Source organism: Bacillus cereus group sp. BfR-BA-01356 (genome assembly GCF_022663635.1).
GTDB lineage: Bacteria > Bacillota > Bacilli > Bacillales > Bacillaceae_G > Bacillus_A > Bacillus_A cereus.
The window spans coordinates 32,719-54,481 of record NZ_JAKUFX010000015.1 but is presented as its reverse complement, the minus strand read 5'-3'; the positions used below and the strand labels follow the sequence as shown (position 1 = coordinate 54,481).

The following is a 21,763-nucleotide window of genomic DNA, read 5'->3' as shown; positions in this document are numbered from 1 at the left end:
TCCGCTGCCATACGATTGGCAGCTTTTTTTATATAAAATCTAACTTTTTCTTTACAAAACATTATTACTCCCTCAACAAAATCTTATTAAAATAAAAGCTAATATCTCCATATATATGTAAACGAGGGAGGAGAATTTTCATGAAGGTCAGTGGATTATATAAAATAGAATGTTACATTTTCAAAGGAATTAATCGCTACTTTGATCAAAAAACATTAAATATCTTTTTCAGCAATATTACTCATATCGGTGGCGCGACTTTCTCCATCGCACTCACACTTTTCTTTTTGATTTTCGCAAAGGGAACTTTGCATCAAGCTGCAATTGCAACTGCTATTTCTTTAGCAATTAGCCATATTCCTGTACAAATATTAAAAAGATGGTATCCACGAAAACGTCCTTATTTAACAATTCAGGATGCAAAATATCCAGTCCATCCATTAAAAGACCACTCTTTCCCGTCTGGTCATACAACAGCCGTTTTCTCTGTCTTCATTCCATTTATTTGCTATAATCCAAGCTTACTTGCTTTCCTATTACCGTTAGCATTATGCGTCGGTATTTCACGTATTTATTTAGGACTTCACTATCCGTCAGATGTATTCGTCGGTATGTGCCTTGGCACTTGCTCTGGCATCATCTCTTTTTATCAATTCATCCCACTTTTCACATAAAGGAGTGATATGATGAGAGTCGCCATTTTTACCGATACTTTTACGCCACAAGTTAACGGGGTTGCGAAAACGTTAGAGCGATTAACACGATATTTTCAGAAAGAACAGATCGCCTATTCTGTTTTCGCCCCTCAGCATACAGCTGAAGATAATTTTGTAGCGAATGTGAATAAGATGAGAAGTATCCCGTTAACAATATTATATCCAGAATGTCGTTTTTCTTTTCCTACTCCGCGCATTAAACGGGAACTACTTTCCTTTAAACCTGACATTATTCACATTGCCACACCTTTCAACATGGGACTTTGTGGATTGTATTATGCAAAAAAGTTAAACATCCCAGTTGTCGGTTCTTATCATACTGATTTCGATGCCTATTTACGTTATTACAAAATCGAATTCCTCTCCAATATGCTGTGGAACTATTTAAAATGGTTTCATAGTCATATGCAAAAAAATTTTGTACCCTCTCCTGAAACATTACATCAATTAAAACATAAAGGCTTTCAGGCCCTCTCTATTTGGGGACGTGGTGTAGATTGCAATCTCTTTCATCCATCTTACAATACAGACCTATTCCGAAAAAAATATAATATTACAGCGAAGTACGTCCTTTCCTATGTTGGACGGATTGCTCCTGAGAAAGATATTGATACGTTGCAAAATCTTATCGTTAAATCAGCACATACTCGAAGCGACATTCATTGGCTTATAGCAGGAGACGGTCCTCTAGCAACAAGTTTACGTGAAGCTGTTCCGAAAACAAATATCACTTTTACTGGCTATTTACAAAGTGCAGATTTAGCTGAAGCATATGCTTGTTCTAACATAATGGTATTTCCATCAGCTACTGAAACATTCGGAAATGTCGTACTTGAATCACTCGCATGCGGTACACCTGTTATTGGTGCAAATAGTGGCGGGGTTAAAAATATTATTACAGATGGAAAAACGGGAGTTCTTTGTCCGCCTAAAAATGAAGATGCATTTCTATCATCCATTTATTTTTTATTACAAAATGAAGAAAAACTTGAGCAGATAGGAATAGCAGCTTCATCTTTTGCGAAATCAAAGAGCTGGGATGAGATCTTTCGTGGCTTGCTTAACCAATATGAAGAAGTCCTTCAGCATAACGCATCAGAGTTGCTTGCTTAAATAGAAAAACTCCCTTCAAAAAAACGAAGGGAGTTTATTACATGGTCATAAATTTTAGTTTAATAAATGATACATAAGGTTAAGCATTGTTTTATTTCTATATTAATTATATCAAAAATAAACATAACTAAACAGACTTGTAATAAAAACCCATAAAAATTAATATATGGTTATACAGTATTTTAACTGTATAATGATTTTAAGAATTCCCCTTAAAATCAACTTACTCACATACCTTTATACAGCAATTGTTCCCCAATTCTGTATATCAAAAAAACCTTTCATTCATTTGAAAGGTCTTTTTGAGCCTGCCCATATTCTTCTTTCGTATTTACATTTATAAACCAATCCGCATTCGCTTGTACATCTTCTCCAGAAACATACTTCACATTACATTGTGATAAAAGCTGCCCCATACTTCTTTTTTCTTCCTGAAGTAAAGCATAAATCTTTTCTTTCACGCGGTTATGATACGCCGCAAGTAGCGGTTGTTTTCTTCCATTAATAATAGGTACAACCGCATCATATTCATTGTTCGTTTGCTCCAGTAAAATGGTAAACCATTCATGCGAAACATTTGGCGCATCGCAAGGCATAATAGCATACCAATCTGCTTCTATGTATTCCATACCTGATACAATGCCGGCAAGCGGTCCATTTCCTTTATAGTGCGGAATGTCTTCTATAACAGGTACTTGTACGAATTGCTCTACTCGCTCTTTTATATCAGTATGGCTAATTACTACAATGTCTTGCAAAGTATTTCCCATCACTTTCACAATATGCTCAACAAAAGTAGTTCCCTTCCAAATTGCTAACGCTTTCGGCTCACCGAATCTACTCGACATACCACCTGCTAATACAATTCCAGCATACTTACTCATTGGCGATGCAGCTCAAATGTAATATGACCTAATTCCGGTAAAATTAATTTATTCATCGCAAGGCGAACCGCTCCGCTAGACCCTGGCATCGAGAAGACTACTTTGCGCCCAATTGTACCACCAATCGCTCTACTTAACATTGCGCTGCTTCCGATATCTTCTAAATAACTAATCATACGGAACAGCTCACCAAATCCAACAATTTCTTTATCTAATAACGCTGATACTGCTTCAATTGTGACATCGCGTTTCGTAATACCAGTACCGCCATTTGTTAATATAACATCTACATCTTCCTTATGATAACCAGCTAACACTGCTTGCTGGATACTTTCTTTATCATCTTTTACAATTTCATAAGAAGTTACTTTATGTCCCGCTTCTTTTAACAATTCATGTAATAGTTGGCCGCTCTTATCTGTTTCTTCCGTACGTGTATCGGAAATCGTCACGATCTTGCAACGCACTTCTTTTGGAGCTTGTTTTTTATGTTCAGTTACACTCATTTTTTATCTTTCCTTTCTTAAAGACTTTTCTTCATTTTATCATACATACCTTTACACAATTATGTATGAAGCCAATCATGCGCCATGATACAATATAAGTATACTAACCCACAAAAAGGAAAGTGCACTTTCTTATACTCCTAGACTACACATCTTTAGCTACTCTTTATATTTTCTACATAATAGAATTCAATTTTAAAACTTGTACTAAAAAATAAATTGGAGGTCTACATAGTATGGAACTTTATAAAAAATTAACAACAACATTTATCCTCTTATTCATCGCTTCAATCACTGTCGGCTTTTCCTTAAAAGGCGCAATTCCATACGCTACATTAGTAAGCATTATATTCGCGACACTATTTTTACTAAGCAGTGCATTTTGCGCAGGTAAAGCACGTCAAATGAAAGGTTGATTACATATGTTCCAGAAGAAACCAATCCTTTGTAAATCATGTGAAAAGGAAATACAAAAGGAGGACTTACATTGTTTAAATCAAACCGTATCCAGTTACGAAAGTTTTCCGAAGATGATATTCTAACATATTATAAATGGCATAATGATATAGACGTTATGAGTTCAACTACTCTCACTCTTGATAAATATTCCCTTCAAGACACAGAAAAACTTTGCCAGCAATTTATTCATTCTGCGGACTCTAAGAGCTATATCATTGAAGAAAAATCTACGCATCTTTCAATTGGTATTACTTCTTTAATTTATATTGATTCGTATAACCGAAACGCTGAATGTATTATTGATATTGGTAACAAGGATTACTGGGGGCAAGGTTATGGGAAGGAAGCTTTCACCTTATTATTGGATTATGCATTTTTAGAATTAAATTTACATCGCCTTTCTTTACGAGTATTTTCTTTTAACGATAGAGCAATTAAATTATATAAATCACTCGGTTTTCAACATGAAGGAACTTGTAAAGAAGCTATATTCCGCAATGGCAATTGGCATGACATTGAACTCTTCGCTTTATTCCAACGTAATTATAAATAAAAAAAGCTTTGCGCTCACCGCGCAAAGCTTTTTTTCATATATTATAGACCAGCTTGCTCTTTTAAAGCTGCTGCTTTGTCTGTACGTTCCCATGATAGATCTACATCAGTACGTCCGAAGTGGCCGTAAGCTGCTGTTTGTTTGTAAATTGGGCGACGTAAATCTAGCATTTTAATAATACCAGCTGGGCGAAGATCGAAGTTGTTACGAACTAGTTCTACTAATACGTCTTCAGATACTTTACCAGTGCCGAATGTATCAACTGAAATTGATACTGGTTGTGCTACACCGATTGCGTATGCAAGTTGTACTTCTGCTTTTTCAGCAAGACCAGCTGCTACGATGTTTTTCGCAACATAACGAGCTGCATATGCTGCAGAACGGTCAACTTTCGTTGCATCTTTACCAGAGAATGCACCGCCACCGTGGCGAGCGTATCCACCGTAAGTATCAACGATGATTTTACGTCCTGTTAAACCAGCATCACCTTGTGGTCCACCAATTACGAAGCGGCCAGTTGGGTTAATGAAGAATTTCGTTTCTCCATCCATTAATTCTGCTGGTACTACAGCTTTAATTACGTGCTCTTTTAAGTCGCGATCGATTTCTTCCCATGTAACATCTGGGTGATGTTGTGTAGAAATTACGATAGTATCAACACGTACTGGTTTACCATTTTCATCATACTCAACTGTAACTTGCGTTTTTCCATCCGGACGTAGGTATGATAATGTATCATCTTTACGTACTTCAGTTAAACGGCGAGCTAATTTGTGAGCAAGCGAGATTGGAAGTGGCATTAACTCTTGTGTTTCATTACATGCGAAACCAAACATTAAACCTTGGTCTCCTGCACCAATTGCCTCAATCTCAGCGTCAGTCATTTGACCTTCGCGTGCTTCTAGCGCTTGGTCAACACCCATAGCGATGTCAGCAGATTGCTCATCGATAGATGTTAAAACTGCACAAGTTTCTGCATCGAATCCGTATTTTGCGCGTGTGTAACCAATGCCTTGAATTGTTTCACGAACGATTTTTGGAATATCTACGTAAGTAGAAGTCGTAATTTCCCCCGCTACCAATACTAAACCAGTTGTTACAGTTGTTTCACAAGCTACACGTGCATTTGCGTCTTTTGATAAGATCGCATCTAAAATTGAATCAGAAATTTGGTCACAAATTTTATCTGGATGTCCTTCAGTTACAGACTCAGATGTGAACAGATGACGTTTTTTTGTCATGTGGTAAACCTCCCTACAGTAATTGTATATATTGTACGGAACTCATCCTTAATTTGCCACAAACTGCGACATACATTTATTCTCCCACACAAGCATACAGAAAAACCTTTCCTACTTTACATAGAGGAAAGGTTTAATTTGCTACTTGCATACTGCTTTTTGCCCTTCGCTCTTATCGTTCGAGACCTGTAGCCTCGCACAGGTTTTAGCACCTATTCACCTGCATTTATCAATACAAGTGAGGTTGCTGGGCTTCATCGGGCCTGTCCCTCCGCCAGCTCGGGATAAGAGAGTATCCGTCCCAACCTATACTAAAGAAATGATATTCATTTGTCAATTAATATTCACATTTTCCTGAAAGTTTTTCTCAATACGCCTGAAATGAAATATTAATAGGGAAATAATGCATTCACACAAACAAAAAAGAAATAAATAGTATACATTATTTATATAATTGTGTTATACTCTTGTTGGGGATTACGAGAAATATTTCATTAAATGAAAAGGATGGTATATAAATATGAGTACTGTGAATGTCCAAATTGGTTTACACGAATTATTGAACGGAAGCAATGCACAGATTCAACTAAGTGTTCCGCAATTAGTGGAAAAAGTATTAATGCGAAATGAAGGGAAATTAACTTCTACTGGTGCCGTTTCTGCTTCAACAGGAAAATATACAGGACGTTCTCCTAAAGATAAATTTATTGTGAAAGAAGCATCGGTTGCTGACAAAATTGCTTGGGGAGCTGTAAACCAACCGATTTCTGAAGAACATTTTAATAAATTATATACTAAAGTTTTAGAATACTTAAAAGAAAAAGAAGAGTTATTCGTCTTCAAAGGATTTGCAGGCGCTGACCGCAATTACCGCCTACCAATTCAAGTTATTAATGAATATGCATGGCACAATTTATTTGTACATCAATTATTCATTCGTCCAACTGAAGAAGAATTAACAACTCATGAGTCAGGGTTCACAATTGTTTCTGCACCGAACTTCAAAGCTGATCCAGCTGTTGACGGTACAAACTCTGAAGCATTCATTATGGTTTCATTCGAAAAACGTATTGTACTAATTGGTGGTACAGAATACGCTGGAGAAATGAAAAAATCAATCTTCTCTATTATGAACTTCTTACTACCTGAACAAGATATTCTTTCTATGCATTGCTCTGCAAACGTAGGTGAAGAAGGCGACGTAGCACTATTCTTCGGTTTATCTGGAACAGGTAAAACAACATTATCTGCTGATCCAAACCGTAAATTAATCGGTGATGATGAGCACGGTTGGTCTGATAACGGTGTATTCAATATTGAAGGCGGTTGCTACGCGAAATGTGTAAACCTTTCTCACGAGAAAGAACCACAAATTTTCGATGCAATCACATTTGGATCTGTTTTAGAAAACGTTATCATTAATGACCAAACGCGTATCGCGGACTACAACGATACTACTTTAACAGAAAATACTCGTGCTGCATACCCTATGCATGCGATCGACAATATCGTACTGCCAAGTGTTGCTGGACACCCAAATACAATTATTTTCTTAACTGCTGATGCATCTGGCGTATTGCCTCCAATCAGTAAGTTATCAAAAGAGCAAGCTATGTATCATTTCTTAAGTGGTTACACTAGTAAACTAGCAGGAACAGAGCGCGGCGTTACATCTCCGCAAGCAACATTCTCAACTTGCTTCGGTTCACCATTCTTACCACTTGATGCATCTCGCTATGCTGAAATGCTTGGTGAAAAAATCGAGAAACACGATGCAAAAGTATTCTTAGTAAACACTGGCTGGACTGGTGGCGAATACGGCGTTGGTAAACGTATGAACTTAGGTTACACTCGTGCAATGATTCAAGCAGCATTAAACGGTGAACTTGCGAAAACTGAAACAGCTAAACATGACATCTTCGGTCTTGAAGTTCCACTTCACGTACCAGGTGTACCTGACGAAGTGTTAATGCCTGAACAAACTTGGGCTGATAAAGCTGCTTACAAAGCAAAAGCAATCGAACTTGCAAATGAATTCAAAGCTAACTTCAAAAAGTTCGACAGCGTATCTGAAGACATTATTAACTTAGGCGGTCCAATCGCTTAAATTAAAACTTTCTGTTGGAATAACCCTTTACTCATATGAATAAGTGTCGTGTAACCGTAAAGTTTCGCGTACTCACCGACAAAACCCAATGCGGCTTAACAGTTACACACACTTACATAAAAAAGAAGCTTACGTGAAAACGTAAGCTTCTTTCTATATCTTATATAAAGTGAAACGCTAATCTCTTCATCTGTGACCTAGATTATAAAATTACAGCTTCGAATATATACATTATATCCCTACTCACTACATCTCTCGGGTTTCACATCGTATGGGGCTAAAAAAGGCCCTGACCGCTTCTATTCGTGACTGGATCATCTATTCCATCTAAAAAGAAGTCTTTTATCTTTTTAGCTCTTTGTTAGTTCTTTCTCATCTTTCATGCTATAGTAACCTAAATTCACAACGATTAAGAAATAACCACCCATAATCCCTACTGCAAATGCCCACATAACCATGTGGTGCTCAATTTCGTACATAATAATAGCACCCAAAATGGCAGCTGCAAAACGGTTAAACATACCGAGTGTCGGTGCTTTCGTCTTCTTTACAATACTATCTCCAAGCTTCTCAATTCTTCTGCCTAAAAGCCAAACGCAATACATACTTACAATAAGCCCAATTCCAGCGCCTAAAAAGTGTGCTGAAAACGGTGTTAACATCCAACCTAGTAACAAAATACCTAGTATATAATACGATTGGATTTTAAATGATCTTAGTGACATACTAATCATGCTGTACCTCTCTTCATTCGTTCTTATCTATCCAACAAAAAATTTCTTTCAAATTCATATTCCTTACATTCATTTCATTCAAATTAAAAACAACATAAACAGTATGTTTATGTTGTTTAAATGTTTTTAGAAAATAATATTATACAAGATTTCAAACATCATATTCTCATATTTTGTGACGGTTTTTCAAACTTTTTTCGTCCATTTATGAAAAAAATGATATCAATCTATGAACATACGGATATGATGTAATAAGCACACAAATAAAGGGGGCGTCTAATGATTTATTTTTTAATGGCTCTCATTCACCTCATTATCCCTGCACTTATTGGACTTTCATTGTATTGGTACACGAAAAATCATAGCATTTTTTACGCTGTCCTCGGTGTTCTTCTTCCAGGTATTATTCTTATTACACTCTTCCGTATTCCATTTTTAAACTTAATTCCACTTATTACTGCTATCTTGTTTCTCATCTTCTTACCAAAAATAAAAAAATAGGAAAGCAGATCATAGGTGATCTGTTTTCCTATTTTGATATAGGTTCCCCTGCAATAGAATGAACTTTTACTTTCTCCGATTTCACAAACCATAGACCGACAAAAATGATAATTCCACCGATGATCTGTTGAAACGATACATATTCATTTGCCCAGACAGCTGCAAATAAAACAGCTACAAGCGGCGTTATATACATATATACCATCGTATGTGACGCCCCAATTTTTTGAACACCAACATACCACATTACTAAACCGAATACTGTTACAAAGAAAATAGAATATAGTAAAGCAAATAGTGTCATTCCGTGAGTAATGTGAAATGGCATGACAAATACATGTGGACCACTTAACAATAATAGCGGAATCGCACCCACTAATGCAGACCATGCAGTAACACGTAATGCTGAATATTTTTTAATTAATGGTCCTGCTAAAACAGGATAAAGCCCCCAGCATATTGATGTAATAAGTCCAATTCCATTGCCATAAAAAGAACTAGTAAGTGAATGTCCTGCTACTAAAACTAAGGCTGCACCAACAAAGGCAGTCATAGAACCGATTAACTTTCGAGAAGAAAACTTTTCTTGTTTCAGAAAAATCGCAAATGCAGTTGTAAAAATAGGTGAAATAGAAATGAGTAAAGAAGCATTTGTAGCGGATGTATATTTGACAGTTTCCATAAATAACGTTTGATACAGTACAATACCTACAACGCTAACGATAATTAATCTAGGTATATCCGTTCGCTCCATATAAACCGACTTTTCAATACAAAAGGTAAGGAGTAACAGAAGCGGTGCCGCCGCCATCATACGAAGTGCAGTAAACTCAATTGCTGTAAATTCTAAAAGTCCATACTTCGCAATTGTATAGTTAATCCCCCAAATAATAACAACACTTAAAATTAATAACTCAATTCCCCATCTTCTCATGCGTATCCCCTCCGCAAAGAATATTATACAGAAAATTCAATCACATGTACATTTCATTATGTGAAAAAATCTTTTTATTATATAAAACGTTTTGGTAAATGAAATTATATCGGCGATTTCCCAAATATATCAGCGCAACTCCATTTATATCAGCGATTTTTTCAATATATCGACTTATCGACAATAATAGCGACTTATAAAATAAAAAAAGTGAGTCCAAAATACATTTTGGACTCACCTTTACTATACTCGAACGTGTAATTTCATATTTGGATTATAAAACTGGCTTGGGCTCTTCAACTGAAAAGTTCCTCCACCTTCATGCCAATCAACCGTTAACTTATCGTCCATAAATACAAGCTTTGTACGATCAGCGATAAAGTTCATTGTGCTTGATTCAATATCCACATCGCGCTCATCTTTCTCTGCTACAGCTACTAAATCGATGATTCCGCTCATAACACAACCGCAACCTTCATTATCATAAAATAACTTTATATATTTCGCTTCACTTGGAATCGTATCCATAATCTTTTTATATGCTGCTTCTGTTACAGTAACGTACATATGTTAATCTTCATCCTCTCTTCTCTTATCATTCATATATTGTATCACCATTTTTCTTAAAAGTTATATACAGAAAATTAAGACTAATATACAATGTATGTGATAAAGTTTCAGCAATCGAGCTTTTATGAGTAGTTCATGCAGGAGAAAGGATGTTTACTATCTGTGTTCAAACTACAACGATATCCCATGTTATTAGGTGTATTTAGTAGTTTCTTCATTTCTAGCGGAATGCTATTACAGCATGTACTTCCCTATTCTCCTTCTATTAGCTGGATTCTAGGTTTTATTTGTTTCCTATCCGCTTCTTATTTTGCTACGAAGAATACAAACAACTCATAAAGCAAGAATCATCTTAAGGAGGATTATCAAACATGCCAGCCTTAAAAAAAATAGAGCAATCACTCGATCACTTATTCCAAATTGAAAAATACGGAAAAGATAGTGCCTTTAGTCGATTTATCCCAGCCGTATATGATCCTATCAAATTTCCTTGGCAACAATTTTTCGAAGCAAATTTTGTAGATTTATTTAACGGCCTTATGATGCACGGATCTGAAAATGTAAACAAAGTATTTTTAGCTGTATTCCCTACAGATGACGTTCTTGAAACATTCATTTCACAATCCACACCCGGTGATTTACTCTTTATGCACCATCCCCTTGTAATGGAGTGCGGTGATCCGCTTGGAAGATCAGGCCGCGGTTTCTTACCAATTCCTGAAAAATATTTGCAAGGAATAAAAGAAAAACAACTTTCTATATATACATGTCACGTACCAATGGATTTTCATCAAACACATGGAACGAGTATTTCAATTGCAAAAGCATTAAACGCTACTGTAGTGGACGACTTTGCATATGGAGGTCCAGAACAAGAACCAGTTGGCCTTATTTGTGAAATAGATGAAACATCAACAGAAGCACTCCAAAAACATCTAAAACAACTCTTCCAAATTCCTTACACAGACTTCGAAGGTAAACGACATGATTCCATCAAAAAAATCGCAATTATCGCTGGATGTGGCGATGTTGTATCTTTAATGAAGGAAGCAGAAGAAAAAGGTGCTGAAGCATATATTACAGGAGAAATCCATTGCCATATCGACAATGATTACGGCAGACATAAATACTCGCTCATTATGGATTATGTAAAAGAAACGAATATGTCTCTAATTGGTGTGTCACACTCTGCCTCTGAATATTTAGTGAAAGAGACATTGATGTATGATTGGTTTAAAGAGAATTTTGATGTGGATGTTATTTTGCTTCCGCAGGAGAAATGGTGGCTCTAACACTATCATTTTTTAAATTTATATACACAATAAATCGACCACAGAAAAATAGATAAATGAGAAAGCACATGTACCTACGTAAATGCTTTCGTTGTGCCGAAAAACGAACCTACTGATAGCACCGACTTTACTGGTGCTACCAGTATTACAGCTGGAAACCTATTTTTTGGGGAGGATACAACCGCTCTTTATATTCATGCTGCAAGTGCTGTATATTCTATTTTTCTAATTACTGATATATAGCAATTCATTTCATAAAAAAAGACCCGAAATTCGGGTCAACAAATAGAAATATAAATGAACTACAACAAATAACAGACAAAGCCATTATATATTTTTCATAGTAAAACATCCATTATTTTCTTTTTACACTATCAATATATTATTTTTCGTTATCGTCCTCTTTTTTTAGAACGTCTACCTAAGAAGAACACAAAAACATCACTTCCAAATAAGTGATGTTTTTTGTAGTTAATGCAGTGGTAACATAACTTCAACCGTCGTTCCAACCCCAACTTCACTTTCAAAACTCATTTTACCGTTGTGGTCTTTAATAATTTTTTCTGTAACTACTAAACCTAGACCAGTTCCTGTTTCTTTCGTTGTATAAAAGGCTTCATTTAACTTTGGAATTTTATCTTTCGGAATGCCGCATCCCTCATCTTTCACTTGAACGATGATTCCATCTTTTACAGTAACTTTAATCGTAATTGTTCCGCCAACTGACATTGCTTCAATTGCATTTTTGATTAAATTAAAAAAGACCTGTTTTAATCGTTTTTCATCACATATAATTGATGGTAAGTCTTTACTGTAAATACCTTGTATGTAGACTCCTTGTTTTAAAGCTGGCTTTTCCATAACTCGAATAACATAAGAAATAATTTCTTGTATGTTATGAGTTTCTGATTCTAGTGATTTAGATTTCTCAAATCCACTAAGTTCTGTAGCAATTATATGAATCCGATCTACTTCTTGTTTCATAATATCACTATAAATTTTATCCTCTGGATGCTTGTCTGCTTGTTTATTCACAAGTTTTTTTAAGTTTGCTAAAGGTCTTCTAATCTTATAACCAATAACCGTTGCCATCTTTCCAACAGCTGCTAGTTTTTCTGTCTGTTTTATTTCTTTGTCCATCATCTCAAGCGTACGAACGTAAGACTGAACCCTTAAAAATATAATCCAACATATGATAGTAAATACGCTATATAATGCCATTGGGATTAAAACGAGAGAAGATTGAATAATGATTCCTGTAAGAGCATACTTTCCGATAAGTATCGCTGGAACTAAACAGAAATATCTTTTATTCACAAAGATTGGTGCAAACAAAATAAAAAATCCTTCTACTATATTTCCACCGTCAAATTCTGCATCGCTACCATAATAAATCATAATGTTATGGATACAATCTAATACATTATAGCCAATTAGAATAATATATTTTACCGCAAAAGCATTCTTCCATTTCATAAAGTATATTCCAATGCAAAACAATACCACCATCAAAAAGTAAAGCCATAAACCTAAACCATCTTCAAACTCTCCTACACCTTCTTGCTCTCCACCGATTAACGGTACGATAAATTCATAGGCAAGATCATATACGAAAAATATAATAAAAAATAAACTTAAAAATGCTTTCAGCGCCTTTATTTCTTCATTTTTAAATATATAGCCTTTATTCATATGGTAACTCCTAGCTTTTCTTCCACTTGGATTTCAGTATTTCCACACTTCCTTGGGAGAATGATGTCTATTCTCGTTCCAGTATCTTTTTCACTTGAAATATGCAACTCACCAAGGTGCTCGGCGACAATTCGATTCGCTACCGTCAGTCCCAGACCAATTTTATCTTGTTTCGTTGTATAAAAGGCCTCTGTAACACGGGGTAAGTTTTCTTGCTTAATACCATGACCATTATCGATCACACTGATCATTACATATTCTTTCCCTTTATTTTCTAATTGTAAATGTAATGTGCCACCTTGTCCCATTGCCTCTAAAGCATTTTTTATCGTATATAAAAAGACTCCTCTTATTTTTCGTTCATCACATTCAACTTCTATTGTTTTTTCTTCCACATTAGAAATAAACTGAATGTTTAATTCATCTATTTTTTCACGAAGACTTGTTATTACTTGTAATACAATTTTTCCTACATCATGTTTCTTATAAATAGAAGGTTTGCATGTAGCAACTTCCATTAACTCACTTATCATATTATTCATATTTTCTATTTCAAAAATCATACGTTTATAAATAGGATCCTCTTCATGCTTCTCTCGTTGTAATTGCGTAAATCCTTTTAATGAAGCAAGTGGATTTTTAATTTCATGTCCAACCGTCGCTGCCATTTTTCCGATTACTGCTAATTTTTGTGATTCACTAGCAATCGCAATACTTTCCTTTACAGCTGAAAGATATTGTAAAAATCGGTTTAAAATGATATATACAGCTATTAACATAAGTGTATACATAATAAGGAACATAAATGCTTTTACTTCCTCTAATACAAATAAATAAATTAAATATTTTCCTACAATAGAGGAAAGTAAAAACACATAGAATTTTTTATTTAAAAATATAGGTACAAAGAAAATGAGAATAATTTCTATTATATTTGTCGCATCAAACGCCGCCTTATTATAAAAAACATACGAAAATATATTAGCGAGTTCTATCCCTATGTATGCAAATATCCATGCATATTTAACAAGGTTTGCCTTCTCTTTTTTCATTAAATATATATTCACGCACAGTATTGCTACTCCGCAAATAACTTGCCATATTATATTGTATCCCTTATCCATTATTGATTTATCTTCTAATACGATTGCATAGAAAATTTGATATACAATAACAATGACATATAACACCCATAAAAGGATTTTTGCATTTCTTTCTTCTTCTTTATATGATAGAAAACTTTCTTTCACTTCAACACCCCTTCAAAATAATATCTCGAAGAATACCATTTATTATAATAAATGATTTTCATAGACAAACAAAGATAAATCGAACATTTGAGGAAAATCGTACCAAAAACGCAATATATTTAGACTATATACAGAGCATAAAATCTATGATCATTAATACGTATATTATGGGAGGTGTTTTTTATGGATGGCAAAAAAAATAAAAAGACCGAACAACTCCAATCTTTTACGCGTGAAAACGAAGGAAAGGAAATGACAACAAATACAGGTGTTAAAATTTCAAACGATGAAAACTCTTTAACTGCCAGTGATCGTTTCCGAACGCTTAGGCATAGTGCAGGGAACGCCAAATGGACAGTGGGAAGTAAATGATATTTTCTTAACAAGCTCACCACTCCTTTATGATGGATGATCATTTTCTTAACAAAGTAAGTTCATTTGTCGTAGAATCATATAATCACTTTAAGCCGATTGGCTCCTTCCAAAACGGCTCTTCTATTATTCAATCTTTAAATATCGAAGGAAAGCCTGGTATTTTAATAGAACAAGACCCTACAAGGCTAGCAAATGAATTTATTAAAGCTATGACAAAACAACGCTTTTGGGATAGAGCATATTCATAAAATAGGGGGAAATTTATGTTTGTTACTGTCGAGAAAGATGTGCATATTTTTGTGCAAGACATTAATCCTGGGCCAGGTAGTAAGACTGTTTTCTTCGTTCACGGATGGCCTTTAAATCATCAAATGTACCAATATCAACTCAATGTTTTACCAGAGCATGGCTTTCGCTGTATCGCCATGGATATACGAGGGAATGGACAATCTGATAAGCCATGGACTGGTTACACGTATGATCGATTAGCGGATGATATCGCAATTGTTCTGGAAGCACTTCAAGTAGAGAACGCTACATTAGTCGGTTTCTCAGTTGGTGGTGCTCTTTCTATTCGCTATATGTCTCGCTATAATGGGCGCCGCATTTCTAAGCTCGCATTAATTGACGCTGTCTCCCCCTCTTTCGTTAAAAATCAAGAGTCCCCTTACGGTGTACCGAAAGAACAAGCAGATGCTCTCATTAATCAAATGTATGCTAATTTACCAAAATTTTTAAATGATGTATCTTTATCCTTTTTTAATAGAAACTTAGGGGCTGCAACCCTTGAATGGTTTTCTTATCTCGGTATGCAGTCCGCTTCTTATGCCCTTATAAAAATTTTACAAGCAGCTGCAAATGAAGATGTAACGAAAGATTTAAATAAAATTAACGTCCCAACAAAAATCTTCCACGGCGTTCACGACCAACTAATTCCTTACAAAAGTGCTGAGCTTACGCAACAACGAATTAAAAATTCTCAGTTACATGCTCTTACAAATAGTGGTCATGGTTCACCAATCGATCAAGCGGATGAATTAAATAAAGAACTGATAAAATTTTTACATGCATAACAACTGCAATACAAGAACGAAAGTTAATACAATCGATTTTTCACAAAACATAAAATTCACATATTTCTCACAAATACACAAATAAAACAATTACATTTTCATATATACTAAATGTACAAGTAATACTCCCTAAACCCAGCTTGTCTGGTTACCCCGTTAAATACTATGAAAAAAGAACTTGTATCGTTATACAAGTTCTTTTTGTTTCTTTTATTTAAAGAGGATATCTTTACTATATTGATTTCCAACGAGTAAATCATATTGAAGCATTTTATATTGCTCTAACATTTCTTTTTGTTTCTTTGTTAAATCATTGATTACTTCTCCATTTTTATCAACTTTTAATTCATCTCTAAGCACTGGTATTTCCTTGTAAAGTTCCGATAAAAATTGATAAAATAAGGATTTATTTAATCCTGCATAATCAAAAATAAGATTAGAAAAATGAATTGGGCTTACTAAACCTAAATTATCATTTGGCATATCAAAGTTTGCATACATTAATAGCGGTGTTTGCGCCATCGCTAAACGTTCATTCGGTGTTTTTTCATTCGTTATATACCCATTTTCTTTATAAAAAGATTTATTTGTTCCTAATGATGGAAGATGATCTCCAAAGAATACTAATAATGTAGGTCTATCAAAATTATCTAGTTGCTCTATTAAATATTGAAGAGCCTCATCTGAACGTCTTAATCCTTCTGTATACGTCTCTAATTCTCCCTTTGATTCTTCATTTTCTAGACCACTAATTTCGATTAGGTTTTCACCAAATCGGCCCTCTGTAAATGGAAAATGATTTTGCATCGTAACTGCATGAATAAATGTAGGTTGTTTTTGTTTCTCTAACTCAGCAATTATCTCTTTACTCATCGCTAAATCACTAATATAATCTCCATCAATATCCACATTTTCCATCGTGTCCTCTGCATTAAACTTATCAAACCCTAACACCTTATATACATCATCACGTTTAAAGAATGTGCGACCAAATGAATGAATTGCACTTGTATAATAACCTTCTTTTTTCAACGCTGTAGGAATTGATGGAATTTCTTTCTTATTTGTAATAACCTGCTGATATGGTATAGAACCTGGCTTTAACAAACTCATTGAATAACTTGTTAATGCCTCAAATTCAACGTTCGCCGTATTCCCCCCAAATGTAGGAGAAATAGTTTGTCCACCAGGAAAGTTTTCTATATAATGATGTAAATTTGGTACAGGATCTTCACTAAAAGAAAGGTTAGTTACTTTCGTCGGATCCCAAAACGATTCACTCATTACAAAAATAATATTCGGTTTCTCTTTTTTATTTTGGCTCCCTATATTTCCACTATATTGTTTTTTTATATCGTTTGCTATTTGAAGCATATTTTCTTTAGAATAATTTTTTGGTTTTTCCATAACTGTTGTATCTAAATTGCTAATAAACCCAAGTACAAAACCATTTGAAGCATAGTTCTCATTTTGATTCCACAAAACAAAATCTACACCTGATTTTTGAAATACTTTATTCATAAATGTATTCGCAAAATTACCATACGCATATAGAACAAAAATAGATCCTACTACTAATAAGGCTCTTATTCCTAGATGAATCTTTACATTTTGAATATACCTTCTCATATATATCCCTGCTACAATACAAGCTACGATACTTACGATAATGACAAAAATATAACTCCAACTAAAATAGTCCATCACCATCGGTATAACAGATTGCATATGCGTAATTTGTGTGAAATCAGAAGGATATAACGGATCACCTCTGAAAATAAGCTTCAAATAATTCACAATACATAAAATGACTAACGTACAGCTCGTTAAAACCATACTTAGAAAAACCTTACCTATTAAATTATATACAAGAATATATATTGCATAAATTACTAAAAAACTTAATATAAACTGCATATTATAAAAGTAAATCCAATTCATTGCCTCTATGAAACTCATATTAACTTGCATGACAATATAAAATAACGCTACTGTATGAGCTAGCAAAAATAATATAAAATGCACTCGTAGGGATGCTCTAAGTATAGACATCTCTTTTTTATTGAAATGCGTAATATAAAACGTTATGCCCCATACGAAAATCATCATAACACTTAAAACAAGCTTTTGATTTAAATGATCTTTCATCATGTCTAAATTGAAAACCTTTAAAATCATAAACAGCATAGTTATTACTAATAAAGTCACCATACTACTTATAATGCTAGAAATTAATATATTTCTTTTTGGAAGATGAAAAAGTGTAGAACCATACTTCAATTCATTCCCTCGTTTCTATGTCTTAATTTCCCCCGCATCGAAAGAACTATTTCTATTAAAATAACATATATTACATATTTCGTCTGCATACTTGTTTCTATCATAAATGTATTGTCTTAATATTCCCTTAATCAACAGTTAAATTGTGGCATACAAATTACTCATTCTTGAAAAACTTAATTTCAGCATTCCACTTTATGATATAATAACTATGTTTTGGAAATCCTTAATACTATTAAAGATTTCACATAAAAATACGAAAGAATTAATAAAAAAGGAGTTGCTCATTTTTGCTTACTAAGTTTAAGAGTTTGCCTAAAGCGGTATATGTAATTTTGGCGCTTTCTTTCCTGTTGCACGTTTTTTGTTTAGTAAAACAGCCAGGATTAGATGGAGAGTTAGTCAAAGTAACATATGGTGCAAATGATGCCTTTAACTATTCGTTAACAGCTGAACAACTATTAAAACATGGTGTATTTGGTTATGTGTATTTAGAACCTAGTGAAGTTCCAGGAAAAAATGCATATATTACACCAGGTCAGCCATTACTATTAGCTGGCGCTATGATTATTTCTGATATTACATCAATTCCTTACTATTACGTAGCAACTGTTATTAACATGATCATGAACCTTTGCACAGTGCTATTAGTATTCTTAATAGGAAAAGAATTGTTCGAAAAAAACATTTATGGAATTGTTGCAAGTATTTTATATGCTATTTATCCAAGTAACTATACATACTTCCGTACATTGCTAACAGAAGTTCCATCCATATTCTTATTGGCGTTATGTGTATATGTATTTGTTCTCGCATGGAAATACAATAAAGTGAAATTCCATATATGGTTTGGAATTGTCGTTTCAATTTTACTTATGTTCCGTCCAAATCCAGCTCCAATGATGCTCATTCCTGTTCTTGTTGTGTTATTTACATATGGATTTAAAGACTCCATTCGAATCGGATTGTTATGGTTTATCGGACCTTTCTTTATTATTGGCGCATGGGTTGTTCGTAACTACTTAGCACTCAACCAATTTATTTTATTCTCAACCCAAGGTGCAGATCCACTAATTGCCGGTGCAGATCCATTTAATAAAATTGGATATGAAAATATAGTAAATGAAATGAGAGCTAAAGGCTTAGATGACAAAGGTGCATACGCAAAAGAATTAATCAAGAACGGATTTAAGACGGACTTCACTTATTGGTTCTCTTGGTTCACTGTCGGTAAAACAATTGAATTATTCAAAACAGCTCCTGCTGTAGACCAATACCGTATTCACAACTTTATGCAACTATGTCATAGAGTGTTTATCATCGGTACATTCTTGAGCAGCTTCTGCTTCATGCTAAATTCATTTAAACATAAACGCGTTATGATGCTAGTAGCAAGTTCTATTATTTACATTATCTTCTCAAACTTATTCTTAGCAATTAATCGCTATGGATTTTTCATTAATCCTCTTATGTGCTTAATTCTTGCATACGGATTAATTCACATTGTGCAGAAACTTCCATTCTTCCGCACTAACCAAGCATAATAAGAAAGAGGTCGTCCACCGTTGGACGACCTCTTTCTTATTCCCCACACTTTACACACGGCCAATTTGTCCATTCTGTAATTACACTTTAATTCCGTATGTATGTGTTTCTGTATTTGTCAAAATATCTTTCACAACACCACTCACTGTTTTATGTATAAATTCAAGTTTTTTACAACTATTACTATAACGAAAAGAACCCGCCACAAGACAGGTTCTTTTCGTTATTTTATGATAAAAGAGAAGATGATTAGCATGTGTATTATATAAAAGGAAGCAGCCATATTTTCCATACGATACATACGAGTACTGTAACTACAAAATCAAAAAAATCTAATCTCGGGCCTTTTTTTCATATTCATATGTAGCCACATATGAAACCATTTTATTTTTGTATATTTATGGATGTTTTTCTTTGCAAATCGGTAAATAAGCATTTGCATAATAAAAAATCCGGCCACAAAAATAAATAATAAGATGAGAAATCCAATCACAAAATTCCTCCTATTTTTGTAGCGTTTTTTCTACTATCCGATTTTTCAAAACCCACTCTTCAAACTGGGCACTTCCAAATTCCCAACTAAGGTCGCGAGCATGTACAGAAAAAACGTAATAACCGGCATATTCATCCATAAACCTACCTAACTCTACATCGTCTTTCTGAATACCGTATACTCCAAAATTAAAATACACATCCCATACGTCTTCATTCTTCCTCTTATAAGCAATCGATTCCATATCACATTCTGTCCCGAAATAATCAAGATGTAAATGTACGCTATCATCGTATTCGTACTCCATTTTATCACCCCTTATATTTGTACTTCTTTACCTCCAAAAAAATTCCTGCTATCTACACTCACATATGGGCACTTACCTACATATCATGCTTGTAGAGTGACTTCTGGGAGGTGTTATATAGTGAAAAAATTAATCGCGATTTTTTGCATCATATTACTAGCTGTTTTTACTTTTGCTGCTTGTAGTAGTAAAAAAGAAAGTACGAAAGAACAAACCCAAAACATTCGCGTCGGCGAAGTTACCCATTCTCTCTTCTATGCCCCATTATATGTCGGGATTGAAAAAGGATTTTTTAAAGATGAAGGACTAAATATTGACCTACAAACAACAGCTGGTGGCGATAAAACGATGACCACCCTATTATCTGGCGGAATTGATATTGCTCTCGTCGGTTCTGAAACATCTATTTACGTTCATCAACAAGGAGCGAAAGACCCTGTCATTAACTTTGCACAACTTACACAAACAGATGGGACATTTTTAGTTTCACGTAAAAAACTAGACTCTTTTAATTGGAATGACGTAAAAGGTGTTACATTTTTAGGACAGCGTAAAGGCGGCATGCCGCAAATGGTTGGGGAATACGTTTTAAAGAAAAATGGCATTGATCCTCGCAAAGATACGAACTTAATTCAAAATATCGAATTTGCTAATATTGCAAATGCCTTTGCATCTGGTACAGGAGAGTTTGTCCAGCTCTTTGAACCGACTGCAAGCATATTCGAAAAAGAAGGTAAAGGTTATATCGTCGCTTCATTCGGAAATGAATCTGGTACTGTTCCTTATACAACATTCATGGCAAAAGAAAGTTTCTTAAAGAAAGATAAAGCTGCTGCTGAAAAGTTCACACGTGCGCTCTATAAAGCACAGCAATGGGTTGATACACATAGTCCAGAAGAGATTGCTGATGCTGTTTCCCCGCTATTTAAAGACACTTCAAAAGACATTACAGTAAAAGTAATTGAACGGTATAAAAAGCAACATTCTTATGCGACAAATCCACTACTAGATGCGGAAGAATGGAAACAGCTCCAAACGATTATGAAAGACGCTGGTGAATTACAAAAAGAAGTCCCACATGAAGCGCTCGTCAATACAAAAATTGCCGAAAGCGTTATTAAGAAATAGAGGCGAAGTG

General features: G+C 34.5%; 23 protein-coding genes, 3 pseudogenes and 1 riboswitch. Of the genes and pseudogenes, 14 read left to right on the top strand and 12 right to left on the bottom strand.

Annotated elements, in window-relative coordinates; translation table 11 throughout:
* Positions 1-140 precede the first annotated feature (140 nt).
* Positions 141-674: a phosphatase PAP2 family protein gene (locus tag MR168_RS08270; protein ID WP_000868582.1), complete on the top strand. Its 534-nt coding sequence runs from the start codon at positions 141-143 to the stop codon at positions 672-674.
* A 12-nt stretch (positions 675-686) separates the two neighbouring features.
* Positions 687-1,829: a glycosyltransferase family 4 protein gene (locus MR168_RS08265; protein WP_086411297.1), complete on the top strand. Its 1,143-nt coding sequence runs from the start codon at positions 687-689 to the stop codon at positions 1,827-1,829.
* Positions 1,830-2,110: 281 nt separating this feature from the next.
* Here MR168_RS08265 and MR168_RS08260 read toward each other — a convergent pair whose 3' ends face one another.
* A complete protein-coding gene (locus tag MR168_RS08260; RefSeq protein ID WP_000049595.1) occupies positions 2,111-2,713 on the bottom strand; it encodes a molybdenum cofactor guanylyltransferase in 603 nt (200 codons plus the stop codon).
* A complete protein-coding gene (locus MR168_RS08255; protein WP_000117123.1) occupies positions 2,710-3,219 on the bottom strand; it encodes a MogA/MoaB family molybdenum cofactor biosynthesis protein in 510 nt (169 codons plus the stop codon). The genes MR168_RS08260 and MR168_RS08255 overlap by 4 nt, the downstream gene beginning before the upstream one ends.
* 236 nt (positions 3,220-3,455) lie before the next feature.
* Here MR168_RS08255 and MR168_RS08250 point away from each other — a divergent pair, with 236 nt between their 5' ends.
* Positions 3,456-3,635: a hypothetical protein gene (locus tag MR168_RS08250; RefSeq protein WP_000424797.1), complete on the top strand. Its 180-nt coding sequence runs from the start codon at positions 3,456-3,458 to the stop codon at positions 3,633-3,635.
* A gap of 71 nt (positions 3,636-3,706) precedes the next feature.
* Positions 3,707-4,231 (top strand): GNAT family N-acetyltransferase, encoded by a 525-nt coding sequence (locus tag MR168_RS08245; RefSeq protein WP_242291229.1) that lies wholly within the window; start codon positions 3,707-3,709, stop codon positions 4,229-4,231.
* A gap of 41 nt (positions 4,232-4,272) precedes the next feature.
* Here the strand turns inward: MR168_RS08245 and metK are convergent, their stop codons facing one another.
* On the bottom strand, positions 4,273-5,472 hold the full coding sequence (gene metK / locus MR168_RS08240; protein ID WP_000163123.1) for a methionine adenosyltransferase: 1,200 nt from the start codon (positions 5,470-5,472) through the stop codon (positions 4,273-4,275).
* A gap of 169 nt (positions 5,473-5,641) precedes the next feature.
* A riboswitch (SAM riboswitch) is annotated at positions 5,642-5,763 on the bottom strand.
* A gap of 229 nt (positions 5,764-5,992) precedes the next feature.
* Between metK and pckA the strand changes: the two genes are divergently transcribed.
* The gene (gene pckA, locus MR168_RS08235) at positions 5,993-7,579 is read left to right on the top strand and encodes a phosphoenolpyruvate carboxykinase (ATP) (protein ID WP_000108815.1); all 1,587 of its coding nucleotides are present in this window, start codon (positions 5,993-5,995) and stop codon (positions 7,577-7,579) included.
* A 350-nt stretch (positions 7,580-7,929) separates the two neighbouring features.
* Here pckA and MR168_RS08230 read toward each other — a convergent pair whose 3' ends face one another.
* Complete coding sequence (locus MR168_RS08230; RefSeq protein ID WP_000624926.1) at positions 7,930-8,313, bottom strand: ATP synthase subunit I; 384 nt, start codon at positions 8,311-8,313, stop codon at positions 7,930-7,932.
* 279 nt (positions 8,314-8,592) lie between these two features.
* Here MR168_RS08230 and MR168_RS08225 point away from each other — a divergent pair, with 279 nt between their 5' ends.
* On the top strand, positions 8,593-8,814 hold the full coding sequence (locus MR168_RS08225) for a hypothetical protein (protein WP_000639042.1): 222 nt from the start codon (positions 8,593-8,595) through the stop codon (positions 8,812-8,814).
* Positions 8,815-8,842: 28 nt separating this feature from the next.
* Here the strand turns inward: MR168_RS08225 and MR168_RS08220 are convergent, their stop codons facing one another.
* Together MR168_RS08220 and MR168_RS08215 are read right to left on the bottom strand one after the other, a co-directional pair.
* The gene (locus MR168_RS08220; protein ID WP_001255411.1) at positions 8,843-9,748 is read right to left on the bottom strand and encodes a DMT family transporter; all 906 of its coding nucleotides are present in this window, start codon (positions 9,746-9,748) and stop codon (positions 8,843-8,845) included.
* 243 nt (positions 9,749-9,991) lie between these two features.
* Entirely contained in the window at positions 9,992-10,315 is a 324-nt protein-coding gene (locus MR168_RS08215) for an iron-sulfur cluster biosynthesis family protein (protein ID WP_000289570.1), read from the bottom strand.
* A gap of 165 nt (positions 10,316-10,480) precedes the next feature.
* Between MR168_RS08215 and MR168_RS08210 the strand changes: the two genes are divergently transcribed.
* From MR168_RS08210 to MR168_RS08200, 3 genes are all read left to right on the top strand, one after another.
* On the top strand, positions 10,481-10,657 hold the full coding sequence (locus MR168_RS08210; protein WP_011110431.1) for a hypothetical protein: 177 nt from the start codon (positions 10,481-10,483) through the stop codon (positions 10,655-10,657).
* A 32-nt stretch (positions 10,658-10,689) separates the two neighbouring features.
* Positions 10,690-11,610, top strand: a complete 921-nt coding sequence (locus MR168_RS08205; RefSeq protein ID WP_001111125.1) for a Nif3-like dinuclear metal center hexameric protein — start codon at positions 10,690-10,692, stop codon at positions 11,608-11,610.
* Positions 11,611-11,703: 93 nt separating this feature from the next.
* Positions 11,704-11,853 (top strand): hypothetical protein, encoded by a 150-nt coding sequence (locus MR168_RS08200; protein WP_002024952.1) that lies wholly within the window; start codon positions 11,704-11,706, stop codon positions 11,851-11,853.
* 228 nt (positions 11,854-12,081) lie between these two features.
* Here the strand turns inward: MR168_RS08200 and MR168_RS08195 are convergent, their stop codons facing one another.
* Together MR168_RS08195 and MR168_RS08190 are read right to left on the bottom strand one after the other, a co-directional pair.
* Positions 12,082-13,302, bottom strand: a complete 1,221-nt coding sequence (locus MR168_RS08195) for an ATP-binding protein (protein ID WP_086411299.1) — start codon at positions 13,300-13,302, stop codon at positions 12,082-12,084.
* Positions 13,299-14,552 carry an ATP-binding protein gene (locus MR168_RS08190; protein ID WP_086411300.1) on the bottom strand — a complete coding sequence of 418 codons (1,254 nt, stop codon included), beginning with the start codon at positions 14,550-14,552 and terminating at the stop codon, positions 13,299-13,301. Before MR168_RS08190 ends, MR168_RS08195 begins: the two co-directional genes overlap by 4 nt.
* A gap of 183 nt (positions 14,553-14,735) precedes the next feature.
* Between MR168_RS08190 and MR168_RS08185 the strand changes: the two genes are divergently transcribed.
* From MR168_RS08185 to MR168_RS08175, 3 genes and pseudogenes are all read left to right on the top strand, one after another.
* Positions 14,736-14,924, top strand: coding sequence for a hypothetical protein (locus MR168_RS08185; RefSeq protein WP_006925581.1), 189 nt, complete (start codon positions 14,736-14,738; stop codon positions 14,922-14,924).
* Positions 14,857-15,175 (top strand): annotated as a pseudogene (locus tag MR168_RS08180) (type 1 glutamine amidotransferase family protein); the annotation flags it as partial. The gene MR168_RS08185 and the pseudogene MR168_RS08180, both read left to right, overlap by 68 nt.
* 15 nt (positions 15,176-15,190) lie before the next feature.
* A complete protein-coding gene (locus MR168_RS08175) occupies positions 15,191-16,000 on the top strand; it encodes an alpha/beta fold hydrolase (RefSeq protein WP_000498260.1) in 810 nt (269 codons plus the stop codon).
* 210 nt (positions 16,001-16,210) lie between these two features.
* On the opposite strand, the gene MR168_RS08170 is transcribed toward MR168_RS08175, so the two are convergent.
* The gene (locus MR168_RS08170) at positions 16,211-18,280 is read right to left on the bottom strand and encodes an LTA synthase family protein (protein WP_086411301.1); all 2,070 of its coding nucleotides are present in this window, start codon (positions 18,278-18,280) and stop codon (positions 16,211-16,213) included.
* A 290-nt stretch (positions 18,281-18,570) separates the two neighbouring features.
* Here MR168_RS08170 and MR168_RS08165 point away from each other — a divergent pair, with 290 nt between their 5' ends.
* On the top strand, positions 18,571-19,824 hold the full coding sequence (locus tag MR168_RS08165; protein WP_000956221.1) for a glycosyltransferase family 39 protein: 1,254 nt from the start codon (positions 18,571-18,573) through the stop codon (positions 19,822-19,824).
* Positions 19,825-19,905: 81 nt separating this feature from the next.
* Here the strand turns inward: MR168_RS08165 and MR168_RS08160 are convergent.
* From MR168_RS08160 to MR168_RS08150, 3 genes and pseudogenes are all read right to left on the bottom strand, one after another.
* A pseudogene (locus MR168_RS08160) lies at positions 19,906-19,977 on the bottom strand (DUF2196 domain-containing protein); the annotation flags it as partial.
* 109 nt (positions 19,978-20,086) lie between these two features.
* Positions 20,087-20,318: pseudogene (locus MR168_RS08155) on the bottom strand (hypothetical protein).
* 10 nt (positions 20,319-20,328) lie between these two features.
* Entirely contained in the window at positions 20,329-20,625 is a 297-nt protein-coding gene (locus MR168_RS08150; RefSeq protein WP_000455580.1) for a DUF3986 family protein, read from the bottom strand.
* A 120-nt stretch (positions 20,626-20,745) separates the two neighbouring features.
* Here MR168_RS08150 and MR168_RS08145 point away from each other — a divergent pair, with 120 nt between their 5' ends.
* Complete coding sequence (locus MR168_RS08145; protein ID WP_061113347.1) at positions 20,746-21,753, top strand: ABC transporter substrate-binding protein; 1,008 nt, start codon at positions 20,746-20,748, stop codon at positions 21,751-21,753.
* Positions 21,754-21,763 lie beyond the last annotated feature (10 nt).

Bases quoted from the DNA above. Each gene is read 5' to 3' on its own strand.
- MR168_RS08175 (WP_000498260.1), top strand. From the start codon at position 15,191: ATGTTTGTTACTGTCGAGAAAGATGTGCATATTTTTGTGCAAGACATT.
- MR168_RS08250 (WP_000424797.1), top strand. From the start codon at position 3,456: ATGGAACTTTATAAAAAATTAACAACAACATTTATCCTCTTATTCATC.
- metK (WP_000163123.1), bottom strand. From the start codon at position 5,472: ATGACAAAAAAACGTCATCTGTTCACATCTGAGTCTGTAACTGAAGGA.
- MR168_RS08260 (WP_000049595.1), bottom strand. From the start codon at position 2,713: ATGAGTAAGTATGCTGGAATTGTATTAGCAGGTGGTATGTCGAGTAGA.
- MR168_RS08220 (WP_001255411.1), bottom strand. From the start codon at position 9,748: ATGAGAAGATGGGGAATTGAGTTATTAATTTTAAGTGTTGTTATTATT.
- MR168_RS08225 (WP_000639042.1), top strand. From the start codon at position 8,593: ATGATTTATTTTTTAATGGCTCTCATTCACCTCATTATCCCTGCACTT.
- MR168_RS08230 (WP_000624926.1), bottom strand. From the start codon at position 8,313: ATGATTAGTATGTCACTAAGATCATTTAAAATCCAATCGTATTATATA.
- MR168_RS08195 (WP_086411299.1), bottom strand. From the start codon at position 13,302: ATGAATAAAGGCTATATATTTAAAAATGAAGAAATAAAGGCGCTGAAA.
- MR168_RS08270 (WP_000868582.1), top strand. From the start codon at position 141: ATGAAGGTCAGTGGATTATATAAAATAGAATGTTACATTTTCAAAGGA.
- MR168_RS08265 (WP_086411297.1), top strand. From the start codon at position 687: ATGAGAGTCGCCATTTTTACCGATACTTTTACGCCACAAGTTAACGGG.
- MR168_RS08185 (WP_006925581.1), top strand. From the start codon at position 14,736: ATGGATGGCAAAAAAAATAAAAAGACCGAACAACTCCAATCTTTTACG.
- pckA (WP_000108815.1), top strand. From the start codon at position 5,993: ATGAGTACTGTGAATGTCCAAATTGGTTTACACGAATTATTGAACGGA.
- MR168_RS08150 (WP_000455580.1), bottom strand. From the start codon at position 20,625: ATGGAGTACGAATACGATGATAGCGTACATTTACATCTTGATTATTTC.
- MR168_RS08205 (WP_001111125.1), top strand. From the start codon at position 10,690: ATGCCAGCCTTAAAAAAAATAGAGCAATCACTCGATCACTTATTCCAA.
- MR168_RS08255 (WP_000117123.1), bottom strand. From the start codon at position 3,219: ATGAGTGTAACTGAACATAAAAAACAAGCTCCAAAAGAAGTGCGTTGC.
- MR168_RS08215 (WP_000289570.1), bottom strand. From the start codon at position 10,315: ATGTACGTTACTGTAACAGAAGCAGCATATAAAAAGATTATGGATACG.